The 16,190-nt window shown below is 58.9% G+C and carries 17 protein-coding genes and 2 pseudogenes; 12 read left to right on the plus strand and 7 right to left on the minus strand.

Going from position 1 to position 16,190, the window contains the following annotated elements; all coding sequences use genetic code 11:
* The first annotated feature begins 29 nt into the window (after positions 1-29).
* Together ACODR6_RS10850 and ACODR6_RS10855 are read left to right on the plus strand one after the other, a co-directional pair.
* On the plus strand, positions 30-791 hold the full coding sequence (locus tag ACODR6_RS10850; RefSeq protein ID WP_489022526.1) for a hypothetical protein: 762 nt from the start codon (positions 30-32) through the stop codon (positions 789-791).
* Between the two features lie 154 nt (positions 792-945).
* Positions 946-1,299, plus strand: coding sequence for a cupin domain-containing protein (locus ACODR6_RS10855; protein ID WP_489022527.1), 354 nt, complete (start codon positions 946-948; stop codon positions 1,297-1,299).
* Here ACODR6_RS10855 and ACODR6_RS10860 read toward each other — a convergent pair.
* Positions 1,226-1,771 (minus strand): prolyl oligopeptidase family serine peptidase, encoded by a 546-nt coding sequence (locus tag ACODR6_RS10860; protein WP_489022528.1) that lies wholly within the window; start codon positions 1,769-1,771, stop codon positions 1,226-1,228. The genes ACODR6_RS10855 and ACODR6_RS10860 overlap by 74 nt on opposite strands.
* On the minus strand, positions 1,675-2,121 hold the full coding sequence (locus tag ACODR6_RS10865) for a hypothetical protein (RefSeq protein ID WP_489022529.1): 447 nt from the start codon (positions 2,119-2,121) through the stop codon (positions 1,675-1,677). Before ACODR6_RS10865 ends, ACODR6_RS10860 begins: the two co-directional genes overlap by 97 nt.
* Before the next feature lie 141 nt (positions 2,122-2,262).
* Here ACODR6_RS10865 and ACODR6_RS10870 point away from each other — a divergent pair, with 141 nt between their 5' ends.
* The 4 genes from ACODR6_RS10870 (at position 2,263) to ACODR6_RS10885 (ending at position 7,051) form a co-directional block, all read left to right on the plus strand.
* Complete coding sequence (locus ACODR6_RS10870) at positions 2,263-2,598, plus strand: hypothetical protein (protein WP_203431318.1); 336 nt, start codon at positions 2,263-2,265, stop codon at positions 2,596-2,598.
* A 312-nt stretch (positions 2,599-2,910) separates the two neighbouring features.
* Positions 2,911-5,574 (plus strand): DNA ligase D, encoded by a 2,664-nt coding sequence (gene ligD / locus ACODR6_RS10875; RefSeq protein ID WP_489022530.1) that lies wholly within the window; start codon positions 2,911-2,913, stop codon positions 5,572-5,574.
* A 317-nt stretch (positions 5,575-5,891) separates the two neighbouring features.
* The gene (locus ACODR6_RS10880) at positions 5,892-6,137 is read left to right on the plus strand and encodes a hypothetical protein (protein WP_489022531.1); all 246 of its coding nucleotides are present in this window, start codon (positions 5,892-5,894) and stop codon (positions 6,135-6,137) included.
* 290 nt (positions 6,138-6,427) lie between these two features.
* Entirely contained in the window at positions 6,428-7,051 is a 624-nt protein-coding gene (locus tag ACODR6_RS10885; protein ID WP_489022532.1) for a hypothetical protein, read from the plus strand.
* 16 nt (positions 7,052-7,067) lie between these two features.
* Here ACODR6_RS10885 and ACODR6_RS10890 read toward each other — a convergent pair.
* Both ACODR6_RS10890 and ACODR6_RS10895 read right to left on the minus strand, forming a co-directional pair.
* A pseudogene (locus ACODR6_RS10890) lies at positions 7,068-7,819 on the minus strand (sulfite exporter TauE/SafE family protein).
* A 114-nt stretch (positions 7,820-7,933) separates the two neighbouring features.
* Positions 7,934-8,224 (minus strand): SDR family oxidoreductase, encoded by a 291-nt coding sequence (locus ACODR6_RS10895; protein WP_489022533.1) that lies wholly within the window; start codon positions 8,222-8,224, stop codon positions 7,934-7,936.
* A gap of 374 nt (positions 8,225-8,598) precedes the next feature.
* Between ACODR6_RS10895 and ACODR6_RS10900 the strand changes: the two genes are divergently transcribed.
* Both ACODR6_RS10900 and ACODR6_RS10905 read left to right on the plus strand, forming a co-directional pair.
* Positions 8,599-8,889, plus strand: coding sequence for an HAD hydrolase-like protein (locus ACODR6_RS10900; protein ID WP_203431324.1), 291 nt, complete (start codon positions 8,599-8,601; stop codon positions 8,887-8,889).
* Positions 8,890-9,023: 134 nt separating this feature from the next.
* Positions 9,024-9,776 (plus strand): DUF6904 family protein, encoded by a 753-nt coding sequence (locus ACODR6_RS10905; RefSeq protein WP_489022534.1) that lies wholly within the window; start codon positions 9,024-9,026, stop codon positions 9,774-9,776.
* 233 nt (positions 9,777-10,009) lie between these two features.
* Here ACODR6_RS10905 and ACODR6_RS10910 read toward each other — a convergent pair whose 3' ends face one another.
* Positions 10,010-10,354 (minus strand): Rap1a/Tai family immunity protein, encoded by a 345-nt coding sequence (locus tag ACODR6_RS10910; protein ID WP_489022535.1) that lies wholly within the window; start codon positions 10,352-10,354, stop codon positions 10,010-10,012.
* 542 nt (positions 10,355-10,896) lie between these two features.
* Here ACODR6_RS10910 and ACODR6_RS10915 point away from each other — a divergent pair.
* The 4 genes from ACODR6_RS10915 to ACODR6_RS10930 all read left to right on the plus strand — a co-directional run bounded on the left by ACODR6_RS10915 (position 10,897) and on the right by ACODR6_RS10930 (position 14,434).
* Positions 10,897-11,772, plus strand: a complete 876-nt coding sequence (locus tag ACODR6_RS10915; RefSeq protein WP_203431326.1) for an alpha/beta fold hydrolase — start codon at positions 10,897-10,899, stop codon at positions 11,770-11,772.
* A 139-nt stretch (positions 11,773-11,911) separates the two neighbouring features.
* A complete protein-coding gene (locus tag ACODR6_RS10920) occupies positions 11,912-12,154 on the plus strand; it encodes a hypothetical protein (RefSeq protein ID WP_112717031.1) in 243 nt (80 codons plus the stop codon).
* A gap of 765 nt (positions 12,155-12,919) precedes the next feature.
* On the plus strand, positions 12,920-13,102 hold the full coding sequence (locus ACODR6_RS10925) for a hypothetical protein (protein ID WP_112717033.1): 183 nt from the start codon (positions 12,920-12,922) through the stop codon (positions 13,100-13,102).
* A gap of 762 nt (positions 13,103-13,864) precedes the next feature.
* Complete coding sequence (locus ACODR6_RS10930; protein WP_489022536.1) at positions 13,865-14,434, plus strand: type 1 glutamine amidotransferase domain-containing protein; 570 nt, start codon at positions 13,865-13,867, stop codon at positions 14,432-14,434.
* A 272-nt stretch (positions 14,435-14,706) separates the two neighbouring features.
* Here the strand turns inward: ACODR6_RS10930 and ACODR6_RS10935 are convergent.
* A pseudogene (locus ACODR6_RS10935) lies at positions 14,707-15,437 on the minus strand (SDR family NAD(P)-dependent oxidoreductase).
* Positions 15,438-15,584: 147 nt separating this feature from the next.
* The gene (locus tag ACODR6_RS10940; RefSeq protein WP_489022537.1) at positions 15,585-16,085 is read right to left on the minus strand and encodes a TetR/AcrR family transcriptional regulator; all 501 of its coding nucleotides are present in this window, start codon (positions 16,083-16,085) and stop codon (positions 15,585-15,587) included.
* Between the last annotated feature and the right edge of the window lie 105 nt (positions 16,086-16,190).

Below are 16,190 nucleotides of genomic sequence, written 5' to 3' on the forward strand. Positions count from 1 at the left end.
AACTCCGTTCTCCCGGCGAAGTCAGGCCGATGATGGCACCTTTCTATCGAGATTGCATCAGGTTGATTTTACGGGTCGTGACATTGCCCGGCGAGAAGGCTGGGCTTTCGTCCCTAAAGCCGCCCAACGCGCGATCGGCCACTCGATGTCGGCCCATCACGAATGTTCGCCGCACGCATGACGACTTTGCGGCCGAATTTAAAGCGGCCGACCGGGACGTGAAAGTTGAGGTTCGAGCGGCCTACTACGGCAATATGAAAGAGCTCCGTTTTGAAGCCGCTGATAGGGAGTGGCGCGCGGCATTCGCATTTGATCCCGAGACAAAGGGCGCAATGGTAAAAGACCATGTCGATCGCGGATTCCTTTCTGCACGTTTTGCCTTCCTGGTCTCCCCGATGGAAGCGCTCTACCTCTATCTCCTAAGCCGCCGTCATCATCAGCGGCGCTGCGAGCGCTTGTTGCCTCCTAAAAGTCTGCGCCAGCGACCGTCCAGTCCTGCTCAAGCGGAGAGCGATATAACGACGTCCTGGATCGGTTTACTGGGCACCGCCGCCTTCTCGCCAATAACTGTCGATGATATGCTGGCCATTGTTGACGACCCGCTGACCCAGCTCTGGATCGCCGCCTTTCAGCGTATCGGGATCGCCACCGCACAAACGGACGAATGTCACCTGCTGAACCGTGAACATGAAATACTCCCTGCTGGTCGGGGCGAATTCCAGGCCGGCCACCTTGAAACCGTCTGCGACCTCGGCAGCCGCGACGTCGATTGCCTTGAAGACCTTGTCTAACATCGAACGCTCCGCCGCATTGCGGATCTCAAGGTATTTCCGCTGTTCGGGCGTCGGCGCGGAGCAGGTCTTTTCAGTCATACTTTTCTCCATAGGATCAGGTTGGCGTTACGAACGTTTGCACTATTTGATGGGGAAACGCAGGAGGTTGTAGATGAAGGTCCGAAAGTTCAGCATGTCGGACGCGGAACTCGTCAAATCACCCGGACAGGATACCGACATTTATGTCGGAAACCTGGTGGACGAGAGAAACGGTGGCCCTGTCTCGATCGGCTATGGGCGGTACGCACCCGGTCAGTCGCTGACCGAAACGATGGCCGTCGACGACACCATGATCGTGCTTGAGGGACGACTGTCCGTATCCACCAGCGACGGAACGGTCACCGCGGGACCGGGCGACATTGTTTACATGCCTAAGGGTCAATCCGTCACCATCACGACTGAGGGCGAAGGCGCGACGACGGCCTATGTGACCTATCCGCACTGGGCCGACGCTCGAGACAGATGAGGAAGACCGCCTGCCCTGCCGACAGGGCCTGCCCGGTTTTGCAGCCGTAGAGCCCTATCCTATTCGGCGATACGAGAAAACCCGTTGGATTCGCCCTGGATCGCGAGACCATCCGATGAGGTGATGCCGCTCTTCTTGAGGCCCCCCCGGCCGCAATGAAGTCGTAAAACGAATTCTGCTTATTCGCGAACTCTCCGGCGCGATGCCAGGCTCCCCCGTATTCTCCACCACCGCGGATGCAGGCGATTGCCAAAACCCCGCCCTGCTCCACCCAGGCGAGGTGGATCGGGTTGGCATAGGAACCCGAGGAATTCCGAAGCCCCCGTAGCCAAAAAGCAATATCGGGCAGCGATCGTAACGTCCTTGCGGCGCACGTTAAAGATCGGCACCTCCGTCCATTCCTTCGAGCGGTAGATGCGTTGCTCGACAGTGATGTCGTCCGGCTTGTTGGAAGCGTTCCGCTCCACCGCATTCCGTATCGTGCTGATGGACCGCGGTCGGCGCAGCGAACGCCGTAAACCCGAAGAATGCTTCGCTGTCGCGCGGTCGGCCCTGAAATCCGCCCGCCGTCGCAATACCTGGCAACGTGACGATCCCTGCAGGTCTGCCACTCATGCCGAAGCGGCGTATCTCCGTCTTGGCATCGACGAGATGGGCGATGAAGAGCCCTCTGCCCATGACCGCAGCCTCGTTGAGAACCGCCCTATCTGCGTCCTCGGCGACGACTTGCCGGAGACGAGGATGCTCTTCGGCCGTGCCGAGCGACACGACAGGCCGGCGCTCTGTGCCATCGGGTGACGAGAAAAGGCTTGCTTTCGTCATTGCCGATGACGAACCATTCGGCCCCCATACGCCGTTCCAGCATATCGCGGCCGGGAAGCGCGTGGAGATAGCGCTTAGTGACGTTGTTCCGGGCTTCAACCCGGATGGCGACAGTTATGCGACAGAACAGAAGTGAAACTGATGCTCCAGACAGCTCAAGCAACTGATCTGGGCGAAAACTACGTTGAGAAAGTTCGCCCCGCGAGAAAGCAAATCAAACGTCCCCAACGTGTGATGTCTTTAGCTGCCGATGCCTCCTTCTCCGGCATCCGCGCTGTCGCAGGACTAAACGAAAAAGCCTGCCGCGGGAGGAGTTGCGGCAGGCTTTCAGTAATAACCGAACAGCAACTGGGAGGAGGAGTGTTGCCGTTCCCGCAAACGCCTCTGGGAGGAGTAGGGCGCTTGCATATCGAACCGATGCGGGAGGAGGTGCATCGCTTCGATGGACACATCATATGGATCCCCGCCGCCTATTAAATAGACTTTGCTGCACTGCAGTCATGCGCGGGGCGCATACCAACTCCAGAGAGCCTCGGTCGATTGTTCAAGGCCGAACGGCGCGTCTGCCCACCTCCGCTCTCCAACGCGACGGAACAAATCGATGTGTATTGCCTTTTGCTTGTCGAGGTCGCGTGCTGAATCAACCGGACGTGACAGGGATGATGACGCGATGATTTTCCGGTTTTCTCATCGCGGCCAACGAACGGCAGTCGAGCGTCTCACCTGTCTGGCCCGCGCCTCATCCCGTCTTCATCCGAGACGGGAGGCGGATTTGTACCGAGGACGGCCATGGCAAGCGACAAGCTCTCGACCTACAAGCAGAAGCGCGATTTTCAGAAGACGCAGGAGCCGAGCGGCGCAGCGAAGCTGAAAGCATCGACCCGCAGGCGCTTCGTGATCCAGAAACATGATGCGACGCGCCTGCATTATGACCTGCGGCTCGAGCTCGACGGTGTCTTCAAATCCTGGGCGGTGACCAAGGGACCGTCACTTGATCCGCACGACAAGCGTCTGGCGGTCGAGGTTGAAGACCATCCGCTGGACTATGGCGACTTCGAAGGAACGATCCCCAAAGGCCAGTATGGCGGCGGCACGGTCATGCTCTGGGATCGCGGCTACTGGGAGCCGGAAGGCAACAAGACGCCTGAGCAGGCCCTGGCCAAGGGCAACTTCAAGTTCACACTGGAGGGCCAGAGGCTTCACGGTAGCTTTGTCCTGGTGCGAATGCGCAGCGACCGCGACGGCGGCAAGCGGACCAACTGGCTGCTGATCAAACATCATGACGACTTCTCAGTCGAGGAGGACGGTGCTGCAGTCCTTGAGGACAACGCAACGTCGGTCGCCTCCGGCCGAACCATGGAGGCGATTGCCGCCGGCAAGGGCAGGAAGCCGAAGCCGTTCATGGTCCAGAGTGGCGACGTTCAGGCCGATGCGGTCTGGGACAGCAACCACGGCCTTGCTGCTGAAGAACGCAAAGCCGAAACCAAGACTAAACGGACATCAGCCGCAGCCAAAAGTGCCAAGCCAGCGAAGTCCGTAATGCCCGAGTTCATTCCTCCGCAGCTTTGCGAAACGCTGGAACGCCCGCCCTCGGCCGGGGGCTGGGTCCACGAGATCAAGTTCGACGGCTACCGCATCCAGGCTCGCATCGAAAACGGCGAGGTGACGCTGAAGACCAGAAAGGGCCTGGACTGGACGGCAAAATATCCGGCGGTTGCAACATCGGCCGCGAACCTGCCAGATGCCATCATCGACGGCGAGATCTGCGCCCTCGACGAAAACGGGGCGCCAGATTTCGCAGCGCTTCAGGCAGCACTGTCGGAGGGAAAGACCGACGCGCTGGTCTATTTCGCTTTCGACTTGCTGTTCGAGGGCGACGAAGATCTGCGGCAACTGCCGCTCATCGAGCGGAAGGAACGGCTGCAGAGATTGCTGGATAGTGCCGGTGAGGATTCACGCCTGCGTTTCGTCGAGCATTTCGAAACCGGTGGTGACGCCGTCCTGAAGTCGGCCTGCAAGCTCTCGCTGGAAGGCATTGTTTCAAAGCAGGCGGATGCTCTCTATGAGTCGGGCCGCACCAAGACATGGGCGAAGTCCAAATGCCGCGCCGGCCATGAAGTCGTGATCGGTGCTTATGCCAAGACCAACGGCAAGTTCCGCTCATTGTTGGTCGGCGTGTTCAGAAGTGACCACTTCGTCTATGTCGGCCGGGTCGGAACCGGCTACGGGGCCAAAACGGTCGACGCGATCTTGCCGAAGCTTCGGAAGATCGAGACCGACAAATCACCGTTCACCGGCATCGGCGCGCCGAAGAAGGATCCCAACATCGTCTGGGTTGAACCCGAACTGGTCGCCGAGATCCAGTTCGCCGGCTGGACGGCGGACGGCCTGGTCCGTCAGGCCGCCTTTAAGGGATTGCGCGAAGATAAACCCGCAGCCGAAGTCGAGGCGGAAATGCCGGCATTGCCGGCGAAGACAGAGACCCCGATGCCGGCCGCGACAAAGCCATCAAAGCCGGCACGCGGCAAGAACGCCAAGGCCGAGGTGATGGGCGTGATGATCTCCAGCCCGGACAAGGCCCTGTGGCCGGATGCCAATGACGGGGTGCCGGTCACCAAGGAGGATCTCGCCCACTATTATGAAGCTGTCGGACCATGGCTTATCGACCATATAAAGGGGCGGCCATGCTCGATCATCCGCACGCCGGACGGCATCGGCGCCGAGCAGTTCTTCCAGCGGCACGCAATGCCTGGAACGTCGAACCTCCTCGAACTGGTCAAGGTGTTCGGCGACAAGAAACCCTATCTGCAGATCGATCGGGTCGAGGGCCTCGCCGCCATCGCCCAGATCGGCGGCGTTGAGCTGCATCCCTGGAATTGCGAACCCGGCCAGCCGGAGGTTCCCGGTCGTCTTGTCTTCGACCTTGATCCCGGTCCGGACGTACCCTTCTCCACCGTGGTCGAAGCCGCCCGCGAAATGCGTGATCGACTAGAGGAACTCGGCCTCGTCAGCTTCTGCAAGACCACCGGCGGCAAGGGTCTGCATGTCGTTACCCCGCTTGCCGTGGCCAAGGGCAAGAAGCTGTCATGGCCGGAGGCAAAAGCGTTCGCACACGATGTCTGCCTGCAGATGGCACGCGACAACCCCGACATCTATCTGATCAAGATGGCCAAGAACCAGCGCAATGGCCGGATATTCCTCGACTACCTGCGCAACGATCGCATGGCGACGGCGGTCGCGCCCCTATCGCCACGCGCTCGGCCTGGAGCAACGGTATCGATGCCGCTCACCTGGAGCCAGGTGAAGCCGGATCTCGATCCGAAACTCTTTACGATCCGCACGGTACCGGCACTCTTGTCCAAGACGATCGCCTGGCAGGACTATTGTGATGGACAGCGCTCGCTGGAGCAGGCCATCAAACGTCTTGGCAAGATGATGAAAGTGGCGGCATGACGAGCGAGGACATAGTCAGTGCAGGGACTTCCACAATGTCGACCGTCTGAGTCCGCCTGCGCCGCATGCGTCGGTTAGCGCGGCTCATGGACCCGGGATTCCACGTTCCCGGAACACGATTTTTTTCGGCGCTTTCCGCAGCGCCGTCGCCCGCGATGCAGGCTCAGTCCCTCGCTGCGGAACGACTACAAACCTGCGGCGTCGACAAGCTCGCGCGCCGGGGAGCACACCAGCGATCACGCCCCGGTCTCTATCGAACTGGATAACGATTAGGCCGCGATCGCCAAAACCATTGATGACAAAGGAGCTGGCAGACAATGGCGGAGGGACAAGACTTTGATACCGCGGCGTTCGCGGACCAGCTTTCCGCGATGACCGACGAAGAACTCTTTGCGCTGATGCAGAAGCTCGAAGACGAAAGCGGAGACATTCCTTCTAAAGACCGCGACAGCAGCGAGGTCTTTGTCAGGATCGCCATGGTTGAAACCGCGATCGAAGAGCGATTCCCAGGACAGCTATTGGCGCCATACAAGGACTGGCAGCAGCGACGCCTCGATATCTAAGGAGCGACGATAGTGACAGAGTGACCCGACAATGCCTGTTCCAGCGTTGCCGAGTTTGGTATCGACCGGTGTAAAGCATCACCACGTGTCCTTGCCATCATGGAATCTGTGTCCAAACCCAAGCAGTCCGCGAACTGCCTTCGGTATGGTCTCTTAGCTTTTCGCCGTCACGGTCGTCATGTCTTAATCCCGTAACTCGGTAGGTCAGAGGTATTACTCTTGACCGTTGCTTTCAGTTATCGCTCTCGATACGTGTTGACGAAGGATCGCTAGCAACCCATTTCAATGCCATGCGAAAAGAACAGAAGAATGACGTCGAACTCCTGAAGACGTGGCGGCTCGCGTCGGCAGCGACCATGGGATCAGCGGTTCGCGCCAAGGGTATTCTTCTGGAACTCCGGGCACGGGTTCCGGCCGCCGTGAAGAAGTCGCTTGATCTCGATGCGGGCGAAATCACCCTCGTGATGCCCGCCAGCCAGAAGAACGAATTCCACGCTGTATCGGCTATGGTCAGCAAGGTGCTCGACGGCATCGAGCAGTTGCCGGTCATCCCGCGCGAGATCCAGGACATCCTGACGATCACGACCAGCGAGCGCCATCGTTGGCTGGCGGACGGCCGGCTACCGAGTGCTGGAACACGAACAGTCCGGCTGAACGGCCGCGCCCGCCGGATCACCTTTCACGTGTTCGATCCGAAGGTTGTCGTGGACATTCTGGATCGAGGTGCAGTGGATGAATGGCGCGAGGAAGACGCGATCGCCAAAGCCGAAAATCGGCGCCGCGCTGCATATCAGGCGAAGCTGACCCGATCGCTGAAAAAGAGTAAGGCAAAGAAGGCTGAGACCACGACCGACGCCAATTCGCCGAAACTGGAAGGCTGGGAAGAATTCGGACGCGACGGTTTCTTGAAATAGGTTCCGATCCAGGTCTCTAGGCGAAATACGCCCGGGCAAAGAATACCGTCGTTGTTGCTACGGCGAGCACAATGGTGAGAGCCCTGATCGCAGAAGCCGGCAGTTTCCGGCCGATATGCGCTCCCGCCCAGCCGCCGAGGAGCGCCCCGATCAACATGGGCAGGCATTGAGACCAGGCAATCGCCCCGGCTGCGACGAAAACGATGACGGCCACCGCGTTCGCGGCCGTGACCATCAGCATCCGCATCGGGTTCAATTCCTTGATCTCCCCTCCACCGAAGACACTCCAGGCTGCCAGCATCATCAGGCCGACCGCTCCACCGAAGTAGCCGCCATAGACGCCGAGTAGGAACTGGACGGGGACGATGGTGAGGTTCGGGCTGAAGCACGGCTCCGGAAGACCGCACTGATCCGTCGCCCGAAAACCAGCATGAGCGTAGCGATCAGCAGCAGCCAGGGGAGGATGGCGTCGAAGATACTGGAAGGCGTCAGCAGCAGTAGCATGCTGCCGCAGAGCCCTCCGAGGACCGTTGCAAACGCGATCGGCAAGACCGGCACACCGCAGACGTTGCCGAACCCGTCGCGATAGACCCAGGAGCTAGCCAATCCGCCCGGGAAAAGGGAAAATGTGCTCGTCGCATTTGCTGCGACCGACGGTACTCCGACCGAAATCAGCGCCGGCAGGGACACGAAGGACCCGCCCCCAGCCAACGCATTCATGCTGCCCGCCAGCATCCCCGCGAACAACAGAAGCAAGATATCATTCATCGAAACTGCCAGAATTTGCATGTGGGCGCGTCGTACGGATGATGGTCTATCATCGCACGCGCGTCGAAGCGAGGCTGCGTCAGTGCAATCCTGTCCCCGACTGGCTCTGCGGCGCTAGCCGACGCTATAGCCGCCATCGACCGGCAAGGTCACACCCGTGACGAAATTCGCAGCCGGCGAGCACAGGAACAAGATCGGCCCGACCAGATCGTCGGCCGTGCCCCAGCGCTTGAGAGCTGACCGGTCAGCGATCTTCGCCTCGCTCCGCGGAACCGACCAGAGCGGCCTCGTGCACCCAGCGCTGCTCGTTCGAAGCCTGGCTCTTGTTACGCGAACGAGGATCAGGTTACCAGCGCGCGCTGGGACGCAGCCAATCAAGCCGAGCGCGCACGGAATTCCGTCCATTTGTGGAATAGGTTGCGGAATTCCGAATGATCACTACCGTTTTTTCAGTCATTGGGCAAACAACTGCTCGCAGCCCGCAAAAATCGTCGGCTGAGCCAACCAGCACTGGCTGAGCGAGTTGGCCGAAATCGTGCCCGCATATCGGAACTGGAACGTGAACTTGCCAACAATCGCCTGGGCAGAGCTCGTCTGACACTATTTGCCGAATTCTGCGATTCGCTTGATCTCGTCCCCATGCTGGTTCCGAAATCGCGCATGGAAAGCGTGCGGCCGCTATTCGATGACATACCATTTCCGAGTCATTCAACCGAAGTTCCAAAAGCCTTCGACGAGCTATTCATTGACCTTGACGACGATGAGACAAAGGCAGGGTCATGGCGATAGCAGCGGCCGTATTGGGCGTCTTCAGCCGCGAGCCTTACATCGTCGGCAAGCCAAATTCGATGATGTTCAGATCCGCGCTCAACAGATTCGGCGTTCATTCGGAAGGTACGGGCATGATTGGCGATCACATCGACACGGACATCGTCGCTGGCATCGAGGCGGGATTACATACAGTGCTTGTCCTTAGTGGCATCGCCGACAGAGCAGAAATTGCACGCTATCCTTTCCGGCCGAAGCTGGTGATCGACGCAGTGGCGGATCTGCTCGACTACCTCTCGTAGCAAGGTATGTGCCGGAGGCATCGCGGCACGCTTGAAGAATGCCATGTCGGCAACTGAGGGTGTGGCCGGTCGAAGACCCTTCAAGGAATGATCGGCGCCCTGATCTCGTTGAGGGGCGTTGTCAGAGTTATTGCTTGACGCGATATCAGGATGTCGAACTCGTCGAGAGCCAATCAGACCGCGGTCTAACATCCACGGCCACACTGATAGGTCATTTAGATATGATTGAAAAGGATAGTGCGGATGCTTTCCTACGGGCTACTCAAGAATCACGCCGGCATGCTGTTGATCGGCGACTACACGTCCCTAACCTGGCTGCACCACGTTATCCAGATGTAAACGAGCGATCGCCGGTAGTGAGAGACAAGGAAGGATCGTTTCTTGGGCTGGCTTATGACGTGCGCAAAGCATTTGAGCGGCAGCGTGAGGTTATCTTGCCACCCAAGCATTGTGAGGAAATCGGCGCCCGATACGGTGTTCAGATCCTGTGGCCGGTTCTGCTGCTACAACAGAGGCTATTAAGGCAATCTCTCGCATTTCTCGATCACACGGCCAAGACGCAGGCGATAGTTTATGCCTTGGAAGCGGTTATCGAAGAGGCGTTGCGCGAGGATTTCGGAGTACAGGCCGCTCATCTCATAGATCTCTGGAAGCGCCTTGACACAGCACAGCCAGGAGTATTCGACATGATCAACAGTCGGGGAGGCCTCTTCTGCTCATGGACGAAGGCGCAAAGGAAGGCTGGTTTTGCGCAACTTCTTTCAAGTTTCGATCCGATGTATGAGCGCTTCCACCCAACGCAATCGCAGACTGGCAATAGACATCTGATCTCTCCGGCGACGTTCGCCATCTGGGAAAATGCGGACTGGCCCGATCCTCGCTGGTAATGGCGGTTCGATCGAGTAGCCAGATGGATATAGTCCCGACCTCATCGAAGAGCGACTGCTGGGTTTGGCCGCCAGGATCGGGCGCATAAATGCAGGTGAGATTGGCGGCCGAAAGTCACCGGCGAGGTGTTTTGGAACGTGGCCGAATCTGCCGCAGCGGTCGAAGGCGCAGCGGAAAAGCCGCTGCGTTGCGAGCAGCCTCCATCAAATGCCAAAAGCAACGCAAGAGTGCATTATTGCTGACATGGAAATGCTTCGTCCAGAGCCTTTGTCAGCAGTTCATCTGAGCTTTGCGACAGCGCATCCTGATGATTAGCGAGATATCGGCAGTAAGCTGTCGTCATTTGATTGGCGGAGAGGTTGCGGCTCAAGCAGAGCCTCGTTGCGCCATCGACCTTCGAGCTTTCCAGACCGCTCAAGTTATCCGCCGACCATTTGTCGACCCATCCAGTCACGTAACCGGTCACGAAGCTTGGTGTTCGCTGACAAGCATCATGAAGGTCCTGGCCCGTCCATGGACCTGCAATCAAGGGTGTGGTCGAGGAAAGTAGGAATGCTGCGGCCAAGTGAAGCTTCATGTTATCCCTTCTCTTTCACTTCTCTGCTGTTTGAAGAGCTAATAGCGCCTTCTGCAATGTGCAATCGTAATTTAGACGCACAGCTGGCATCTCGCGACGATTGACCCAGCCCTCACCGGGGCGACGGAGCCGAAGTCGATCGTCTGGGGCCACACCTCATATCGCCAATCCCGGTAACGACCGAGGAACCGACCCGCTTAAGCCCAAGACCTCAAGTTTGCCGGGCGTCCGCGCCGAAAGCCGGCGTTCGCCAGCTTGCCACCAGCCGGCCTACTAGGCCCCAGGTGATGCCCGCCCACGAGGCCGTTCATGACCCCTGAGAAAACCAAAGCGCGCTACGCCGAGAATGGTTTCGCGTAGGTGCACTCAAGATGACAGGAGAGCACATCGAGCTCACTGGTGATGCGGTGATGCGGTGATGCGGTGATGCGGTGATGCGGTGATGCGGTGATGCGGTGAAAACGGCTGAGCAAAGGGCCAATCCGTCAACGGAACAAGAAGCTTTTTGGAGCGTTTTTGCGCTCAGATCGACAGAGGCACGCATGCACGCCAAATCCAGGTTTTTCCGCACTTTCAAAGGTACAAGCGTTCACTATCTAGAATCTGGACCGAGTGAGGCCGCGCCGGTTATTCTGCTTCATGGGTGCGGAAGTTTCGCCGAGGAAGTTTTACTGCCCTTCCGGGACACGAGCCATCGTCTTATCGCGCTCGACCGGCCCGGGTACGGCTACAGCGACAGCCTGGACGGCCCTGAACTCGGCCCGCTTGGTCAATCGTTCTGGCTTGAGGACGTCCTGGAGGGTCTGAAGATCACTGAAGCAGTCGTCGTCGCGCATTCGATTGGAAGCGCAATCGCTGTGCATCTTGCCGCGCGAAGGCCCGATCTTGCCCGCCGCCTGCTGCTGCTTTCTCCCTGCTGCAGCCCGATCTACGACAAGCCGATGCTCGACCTGCGTATCGCAACGGCTCCAATCGTTGGAACCTTCATAAGTAGACATGTCCTTTCCCGATACGCGGCCTTGCTCGCAAGGAAGGGGCTGACAGCGTCAGCCTTTCCGAACGAAGTCCCTACTGAACTTGCTGCGCTTGCGCCTGAGCGCTTCGTCAATAGCAGCGCTATTGTGACAATGGCCAACGAGGCGAGGCTCTTTAACCGCGACATGGCCACTCTGTCCAGATTGCCAAGCGACTTGGAGCTGCGGATCATCTTCGGATCCGGCGACCGGATCATCAAGCCTGCCCGTCACATCGAATGGCTTCGACGCGTGCACGGAAATCCAACGGTTCGGGTCCTTGAAGGGGTGGGGCACCTACCGCACCATTCGTTCCCTGGCATCGCGCTCGAGGCGCTTCAAGAACTCGTCAGCTGTCAAGCCATGGCCGATCCCGCTCTCCAGCACCCCCGTGCTGTTGCTTGATCACGATATTCCTAGCCTTTGAACTCGATCCGACAGCCAGTGGAAAACCCGTCGTGGCACCCGCACACAGTTTTCTGCAGCAGTCATCTAGTTTTGATGCGCGTATGACACCGTCGCCTGAGAACCAATAGGAGGCGAAATGCGGGAGAAGAAGCTACGTCAGATCGAAGGCATGGCCACTACGATACGCGAATTGGCAGTACCGGGCATGAAGCCCAAGGCGCTGATCGATGCCGTTAAAGCGCGCTATCCGGATGCATCGAAGAAAGAAATCGCTCGCGCTGCGTTCTTAAGCGTGATCCTCTCGTCCGAGTTCAGCCCCGAAGACACACAGGCGCTGCATGATCTGGCACGAGGAACACGCGACAGCGACAACGACTGACGTCCATGAGACAAAGCCTTGCTGAAGCCGCGTCACAAGGATGCCATTGCCACTACAGGCAATCCCTGAAGCCCTTTAAATCAGCTGACATTGGCGGTCGATGGCCCCGCATTCTAAACGGTCAGCAGCAGAACTCCGACAGCCCGCTGCGAAGTTGCCGGGCGCGCCCGGGCCTGCTTGTCCAAAGTCGGCTGCGAGGTGCCGCTCCCGTTGCCAACGACTGGCGCATTCGCGTCCAGAATGGTGCATGGAAATGCTGTTTGGCCTGAAGCCTGGGACGCGCAAAAGGGTGGAACAGACTGTTAGCACAGCGGCGCAGCAGGGCTTGAAGCTCTCTTACCGCCTCGGCAAGCAACCGGAACGGAATGGCTTTTGTAGCCGCTTAACGTCACCGCACTCAGGTGGGATGACGTCCGGATCGTAGCCGGTGATGAAAACAAACGCGACGCCGCGCGCCTTCATGGACCGGGCGATCTCGAAGCGGGTCCACCACCGCGCAGGTCTAGATCGAGCACGGCGTGGGACCGAGCGTCTTTCTCCAAAAAACGTTGCAGCGGCTCCCTCGCTTGGACACGGACAAAGGACTTCCGCCCCAGCTCCCCGTAACGCTGCCGCGGCGTCGCCGGCCAGATAGTCGTCGTCCACGGCTAGGATCCGGCGAGGTCACGCCGGCTATGGTCCTTTCTTTTCAGGAAGGTCTCGCTACGGCTCGCACGGAACTCCAAACCTTCACGCGGGTTTTCCCTCACAACAAAGGAGTGCCGAATGCACAAGGATACAAAGGCCCAGCAGGCCATCGAAGAGACAGGAAAGAAATCGCCTGAAGCAGCGGATCTCCCGGCAGCCGGCCCTCACGACAAGCCGCACCTACAGGACGAGAGCAAGACGCCTGGCGCCGGTTTGCTTCCAGACAAGAACGACGACAGCGTTTCACCAGGCAGCGGCTGAATATAAAAAGGGATGCTCCCCGGTTGGGAACGGGTGAACCCTCTCGGCGACGACTGCGGCGGAGACCGGAGTGGTTGGACGAATGCCGTGCGAGCCCGGGTCGGCCTAGCAGGCGGGCGATGAACGAAAGTTGTACGGGCAAGATTGGAACAGCGTTTAATACGAGGTGGTTCCCAGCGCGCCCACCGCGTAGGTTCATTTCTCGCAGCGCTTCCACGCTCAGACCACGCCGGGAGCGCGTCCGGATTGCCCGCTCGTAGGCGGTAACCGTGTCGCCCCGCGCTCGTTTTGATGCCTCCAGGCGGCGTTGCCCAGCATGTCGCCGAACGCGATCTTGCAACTTGTGAACGTCTGCTTCATGTCGCCCTGGGTCGGAGCTTCGACTTCTAGTTCGCGGCCAATGCCGTTGTGCACCTGGACGTGCCGCAGGTGGGTCTTCCTTGAAGAGGCAATCTGGCTTGCGGTTTCCCGGCCATTGAGCCGCTCGATGCGAGATCTTATGCGGCGGTCGCATCATGTCCGAGGTAGAGAAGCTTTGTAGATCCTTGATGTCGGATTAGTTGCCAACGGACCAATGTCGTTCTCCTTCTTGGGTTGCAGGAGATCGGGGCACAACATGCTTTAAGGGGTTCTTTCTGCGCCGAAACCGTCCTCTATCGTACCGTCCTCAGAATTGAGGGCATATCGGCCGGAACTTCTACGGTACAGGCGGGTTACAATCACGACGTTCCTGTTCCAATCCCATCCCAACTGGAGATGACCATGACCCTAGAAGGGAAGAAGATCGCTATCCTCATTGCACCACGCGGCACCGAGGAACCCGAATTCAAGCAGCCCAAGGACGCAGTCGAAGCTGCGGGCGCGACTGTCACGGTCGTCGGGATCGAGGCCGGCGAGGCCAAGACCAACAACGGCGATCTTGATCCGGGCGGCAGCTACCCCGTGGATAAGGCGGTAAACGACGTGTCGGCTAGCGATTTCGACGGACTCGTGATTCCTGGCGGGACCGTCGGCGCCGACAAGCTGCGGGCGGACGGCGATATCGTTTCGTTCGTGCAATCCTTTTTCGAGCAAGGCAAGCCGGTGGGTGTGATCTGCCACGGCCCCTGGCTCTTGGTGCAAGCGGACGTTCTGAAGGGGCGTACGGTCACGTCCTATTCGTCGATCCGGAAGGACATTGAGAACGCCGGCGCAACCTGGGTTGACCAGGAGGTCGTGACCGATCAGGGGCTGGTCACGAGCCGAAAGCCCGATGACCTGCCAGCATTCTGTGCAAAGATCGTCGAGGAGTTTGGCGAAGGCAGACATCCAGAACAGGCACGCAGCGCCTAATCGGATATAAAGAAGCGTCGGCTTCTTCGGCGCTTCACCACCTTCGAGCGGCCGTCAGCCCACTGCTTACGGCATTTCTTGAACGGATCTCTTTAAATTGCTGGCGGCGTCGTTCAGGCAGAGCGAAAAGCCGAAGCGTCCCCACGACGATTTCAAGGATGATGAACGTACCGGACGCCGAGAGACTACGGTCCATCGTGCCGGAACCATAGCCGCCGCTGCGGCTATGGTTCAAGTCGATGCCTCTTGGCGTCCCGTCGCCACAAGCGCCTTCAAAGGATCCATCCTCCATCAATTGTAAGGCTTGCGCCGGTCATATAGGCAGAACCAGGGCCGGCAAGTACGACACGAGTTCGGCGATTTCCGCCGGATCGGCGACGCGCTTCAACGGGCTCCGATCCGCAAGGAACTCGATTGACCCGGCATTCATATCGGTATTCGTCGGACCGGGCTGGACGTTGTTGACCGTGATGCGCCTGGGCGCCAGGTCGAGCGCGAGCCCTTTGACCATGGCCGCGACTGCCGCCTTCGTGAACTGGTACACGCTGCTTCCCCGAAATCCGGTTCGTTCAGCCGTATTGGAACCGATGGTGATGACCCGACCACCATCCTTCATCTGTGCGACCGCGGCCTGTATTGCGAGGAAAACGCCCCGGATATTGACGTCAATCATCAGGTCCAGTTCTTCGAGTGTGACCGCATCGACAGTGTTAAGGCGAAGGCCCCCCGCGTTCAGGACGACGGCGTCAAGTTTGCCCAGTTCGTCCACCGCCTTGCTCACTGCCGCCCGGATCGCTTCGGGATCGGCGCTGTCGGCCCGAATGGCGACAGCATTTCCCCCTCCTCCTCGAATTGAGGAAGCAAGCTCCGATGCGCTGTCGGGTCGCGACACGTAGGTCAAGGCAACGGCGAAGCCATCCTCGGCCAGCTTGCGTACAGCTGCTGCTCCAATTCCACGCGCACCTCCGAAGACGAGTGCGGTTCTGCGTTCTTCGATCGTCATGATTTTCTCCATTTTTGACAGGTCGATCCATAACTGGCCAAAAGAAATCCCTCTCGCTGGAGGGACCAATTAGTTTTCGAGGCGTCGCGTCGCGAAGCGAGCCATTGCCTTTAGTTCTGCGCTGGATGCGCCGCCGCGTGCCGCCAGCTAGAGGCCGGTCATTGTCATCAGTACGAACGAGGTCGCCTCCGCCGGGTCGAGGCTTCCATCGATCTTCCCCTGCTCCTGCCCTTCGCCAATCCTTTGGGCAATGCCCCTATAGAGACGTTCGCTGGATGCCTTCCTGCGGGCATTGAGTTCCGGGTCCGTCACCCCGAACTCGCCGACCGATCCGACGCCCATGCATCCCAGCACCCGCTCCTGGTCATCTTCGGCGACGAGACCTGAAAGCAGGTTTTCGATACCTTCGAGCGGATCGCCCTCGGATAGGCGTCTGAGATGACCAGACGTTGTCCGACGCTGGTATGCATCAAGTGCTTCAAGGTACAGGGTCCGCTTGTCGCCAAATGCGCCATAAAGGCTCTGTCGACCTATGCCCATCGCTGCGCGCAGATCGTCCGTCGATGTCGCGGCGAAACCTTTAGCCCAAAACACCCTTAAAGCCGCTTCCAACGCCGCGTCGCGATCGAACTCTCTTGGTCTTGCCATGAGGTATCAGTACGAATTACGGACAGATCAGGTAATAATTATTTTGGCGAACTTTGATGACGGCGGGGCAATATCGCGGGAAGTATCACGTTCGCAGCCTATCTC

The sequence above is a fragment of the Rhizobium sp. FG96 genome (assembly GCF_057808655.1).

Bases quoted from the DNA above. Each gene is read 5' to 3' on its own strand.
- ACODR6_RS10850 (WP_489022526.1), top strand. From the start codon at position 30: ATGATGGCACCTTTCTATCGAGATTGCATCAGGTTGATTTTACGGGTC.
- ACODR6_RS10865 (WP_489022529.1), bottom strand. From the start codon at position 2,121: ATGACGAAAGCAAGCCTTTTCTCGTCACCCGATGGCACAGAGCGCCGG.
- ACODR6_RS10940 (WP_489022537.1), bottom strand. From the start codon at position 16,085: ATGGCAAGACCAAGAGAGTTCGATCGCGACGCGGCGTTGGAAGCGGCT.
- ACODR6_RS10880 (WP_489022531.1), top strand. From the start codon at position 5,892: ATGGCGGAGGGACAAGACTTTGATACCGCGGCGTTCGCGGACCAGCTT.
- ACODR6_RS10900 (WP_203431324.1), top strand. From the start codon at position 8,599: ATGGCGATAGCAGCGGCCGTATTGGGCGTCTTCAGCCGCGAGCCTTAC.
- ACODR6_RS10870 (WP_203431318.1), top strand. From the start codon at position 2,263: ATGCTCCAGACAGCTCAAGCAACTGATCTGGGCGAAAACTACGTTGAG.
- ACODR6_RS10920 (WP_112717031.1), top strand. From the start codon at position 11,912: ATGCGGGAGAAGAAGCTACGTCAGATCGAAGGCATGGCCACTACGATA.
- ACODR6_RS10915 (WP_203431326.1), top strand. From the start codon at position 10,897: ATGCACGCCAAATCCAGGTTTTTCCGCACTTTCAAAGGTACAAGCGTT.
- ACODR6_RS10855 (WP_489022527.1), top strand. From the start codon at position 946: ATGAAGGTCCGAAAGTTCAGCATGTCGGACGCGGAACTCGTCAAATCA.
- ACODR6_RS10885 (WP_489022532.1), top strand. From the start codon at position 6,428: ATGCGAAAAGAACAGAAGAATGACGTCGAACTCCTGAAGACGTGGCGG.
- ACODR6_RS10925 (WP_112717033.1), top strand. From the start codon at position 12,920: ATGCACAAGGATACAAAGGCCCAGCAGGCCATCGAAGAGACAGGAAAG.
- ACODR6_RS10910 (WP_489022535.1), bottom strand. From the start codon at position 10,354: ATGAAGCTTCACTTGGCCGCAGCATTCCTACTTTCCTCGACCACACCC.
- ACODR6_RS10895 (WP_489022533.1), bottom strand. From the start codon at position 8,224: ATGGACGGAATTCCGTGCGCGCTCGGCTTGATTGGCTGCGTCCCAGCG.
- ACODR6_RS10930 (WP_489022536.1), top strand. From the start codon at position 13,865: ATGACCCTAGAAGGGAAGAAGATCGCTATCCTCATTGCACCACGCGGC.
- ACODR6_RS10860 (WP_489022528.1), bottom strand. From the start codon at position 1,771: ATGCGGTGGAGCGGAACGCTTCCAACAAGCCGGACGACATCACTGTCG.
- ligD (WP_489022530.1), top strand. From the start codon at position 2,911: ATGGCAAGCGACAAGCTCTCGACCTACAAGCAGAAGCGCGATTTTCAG.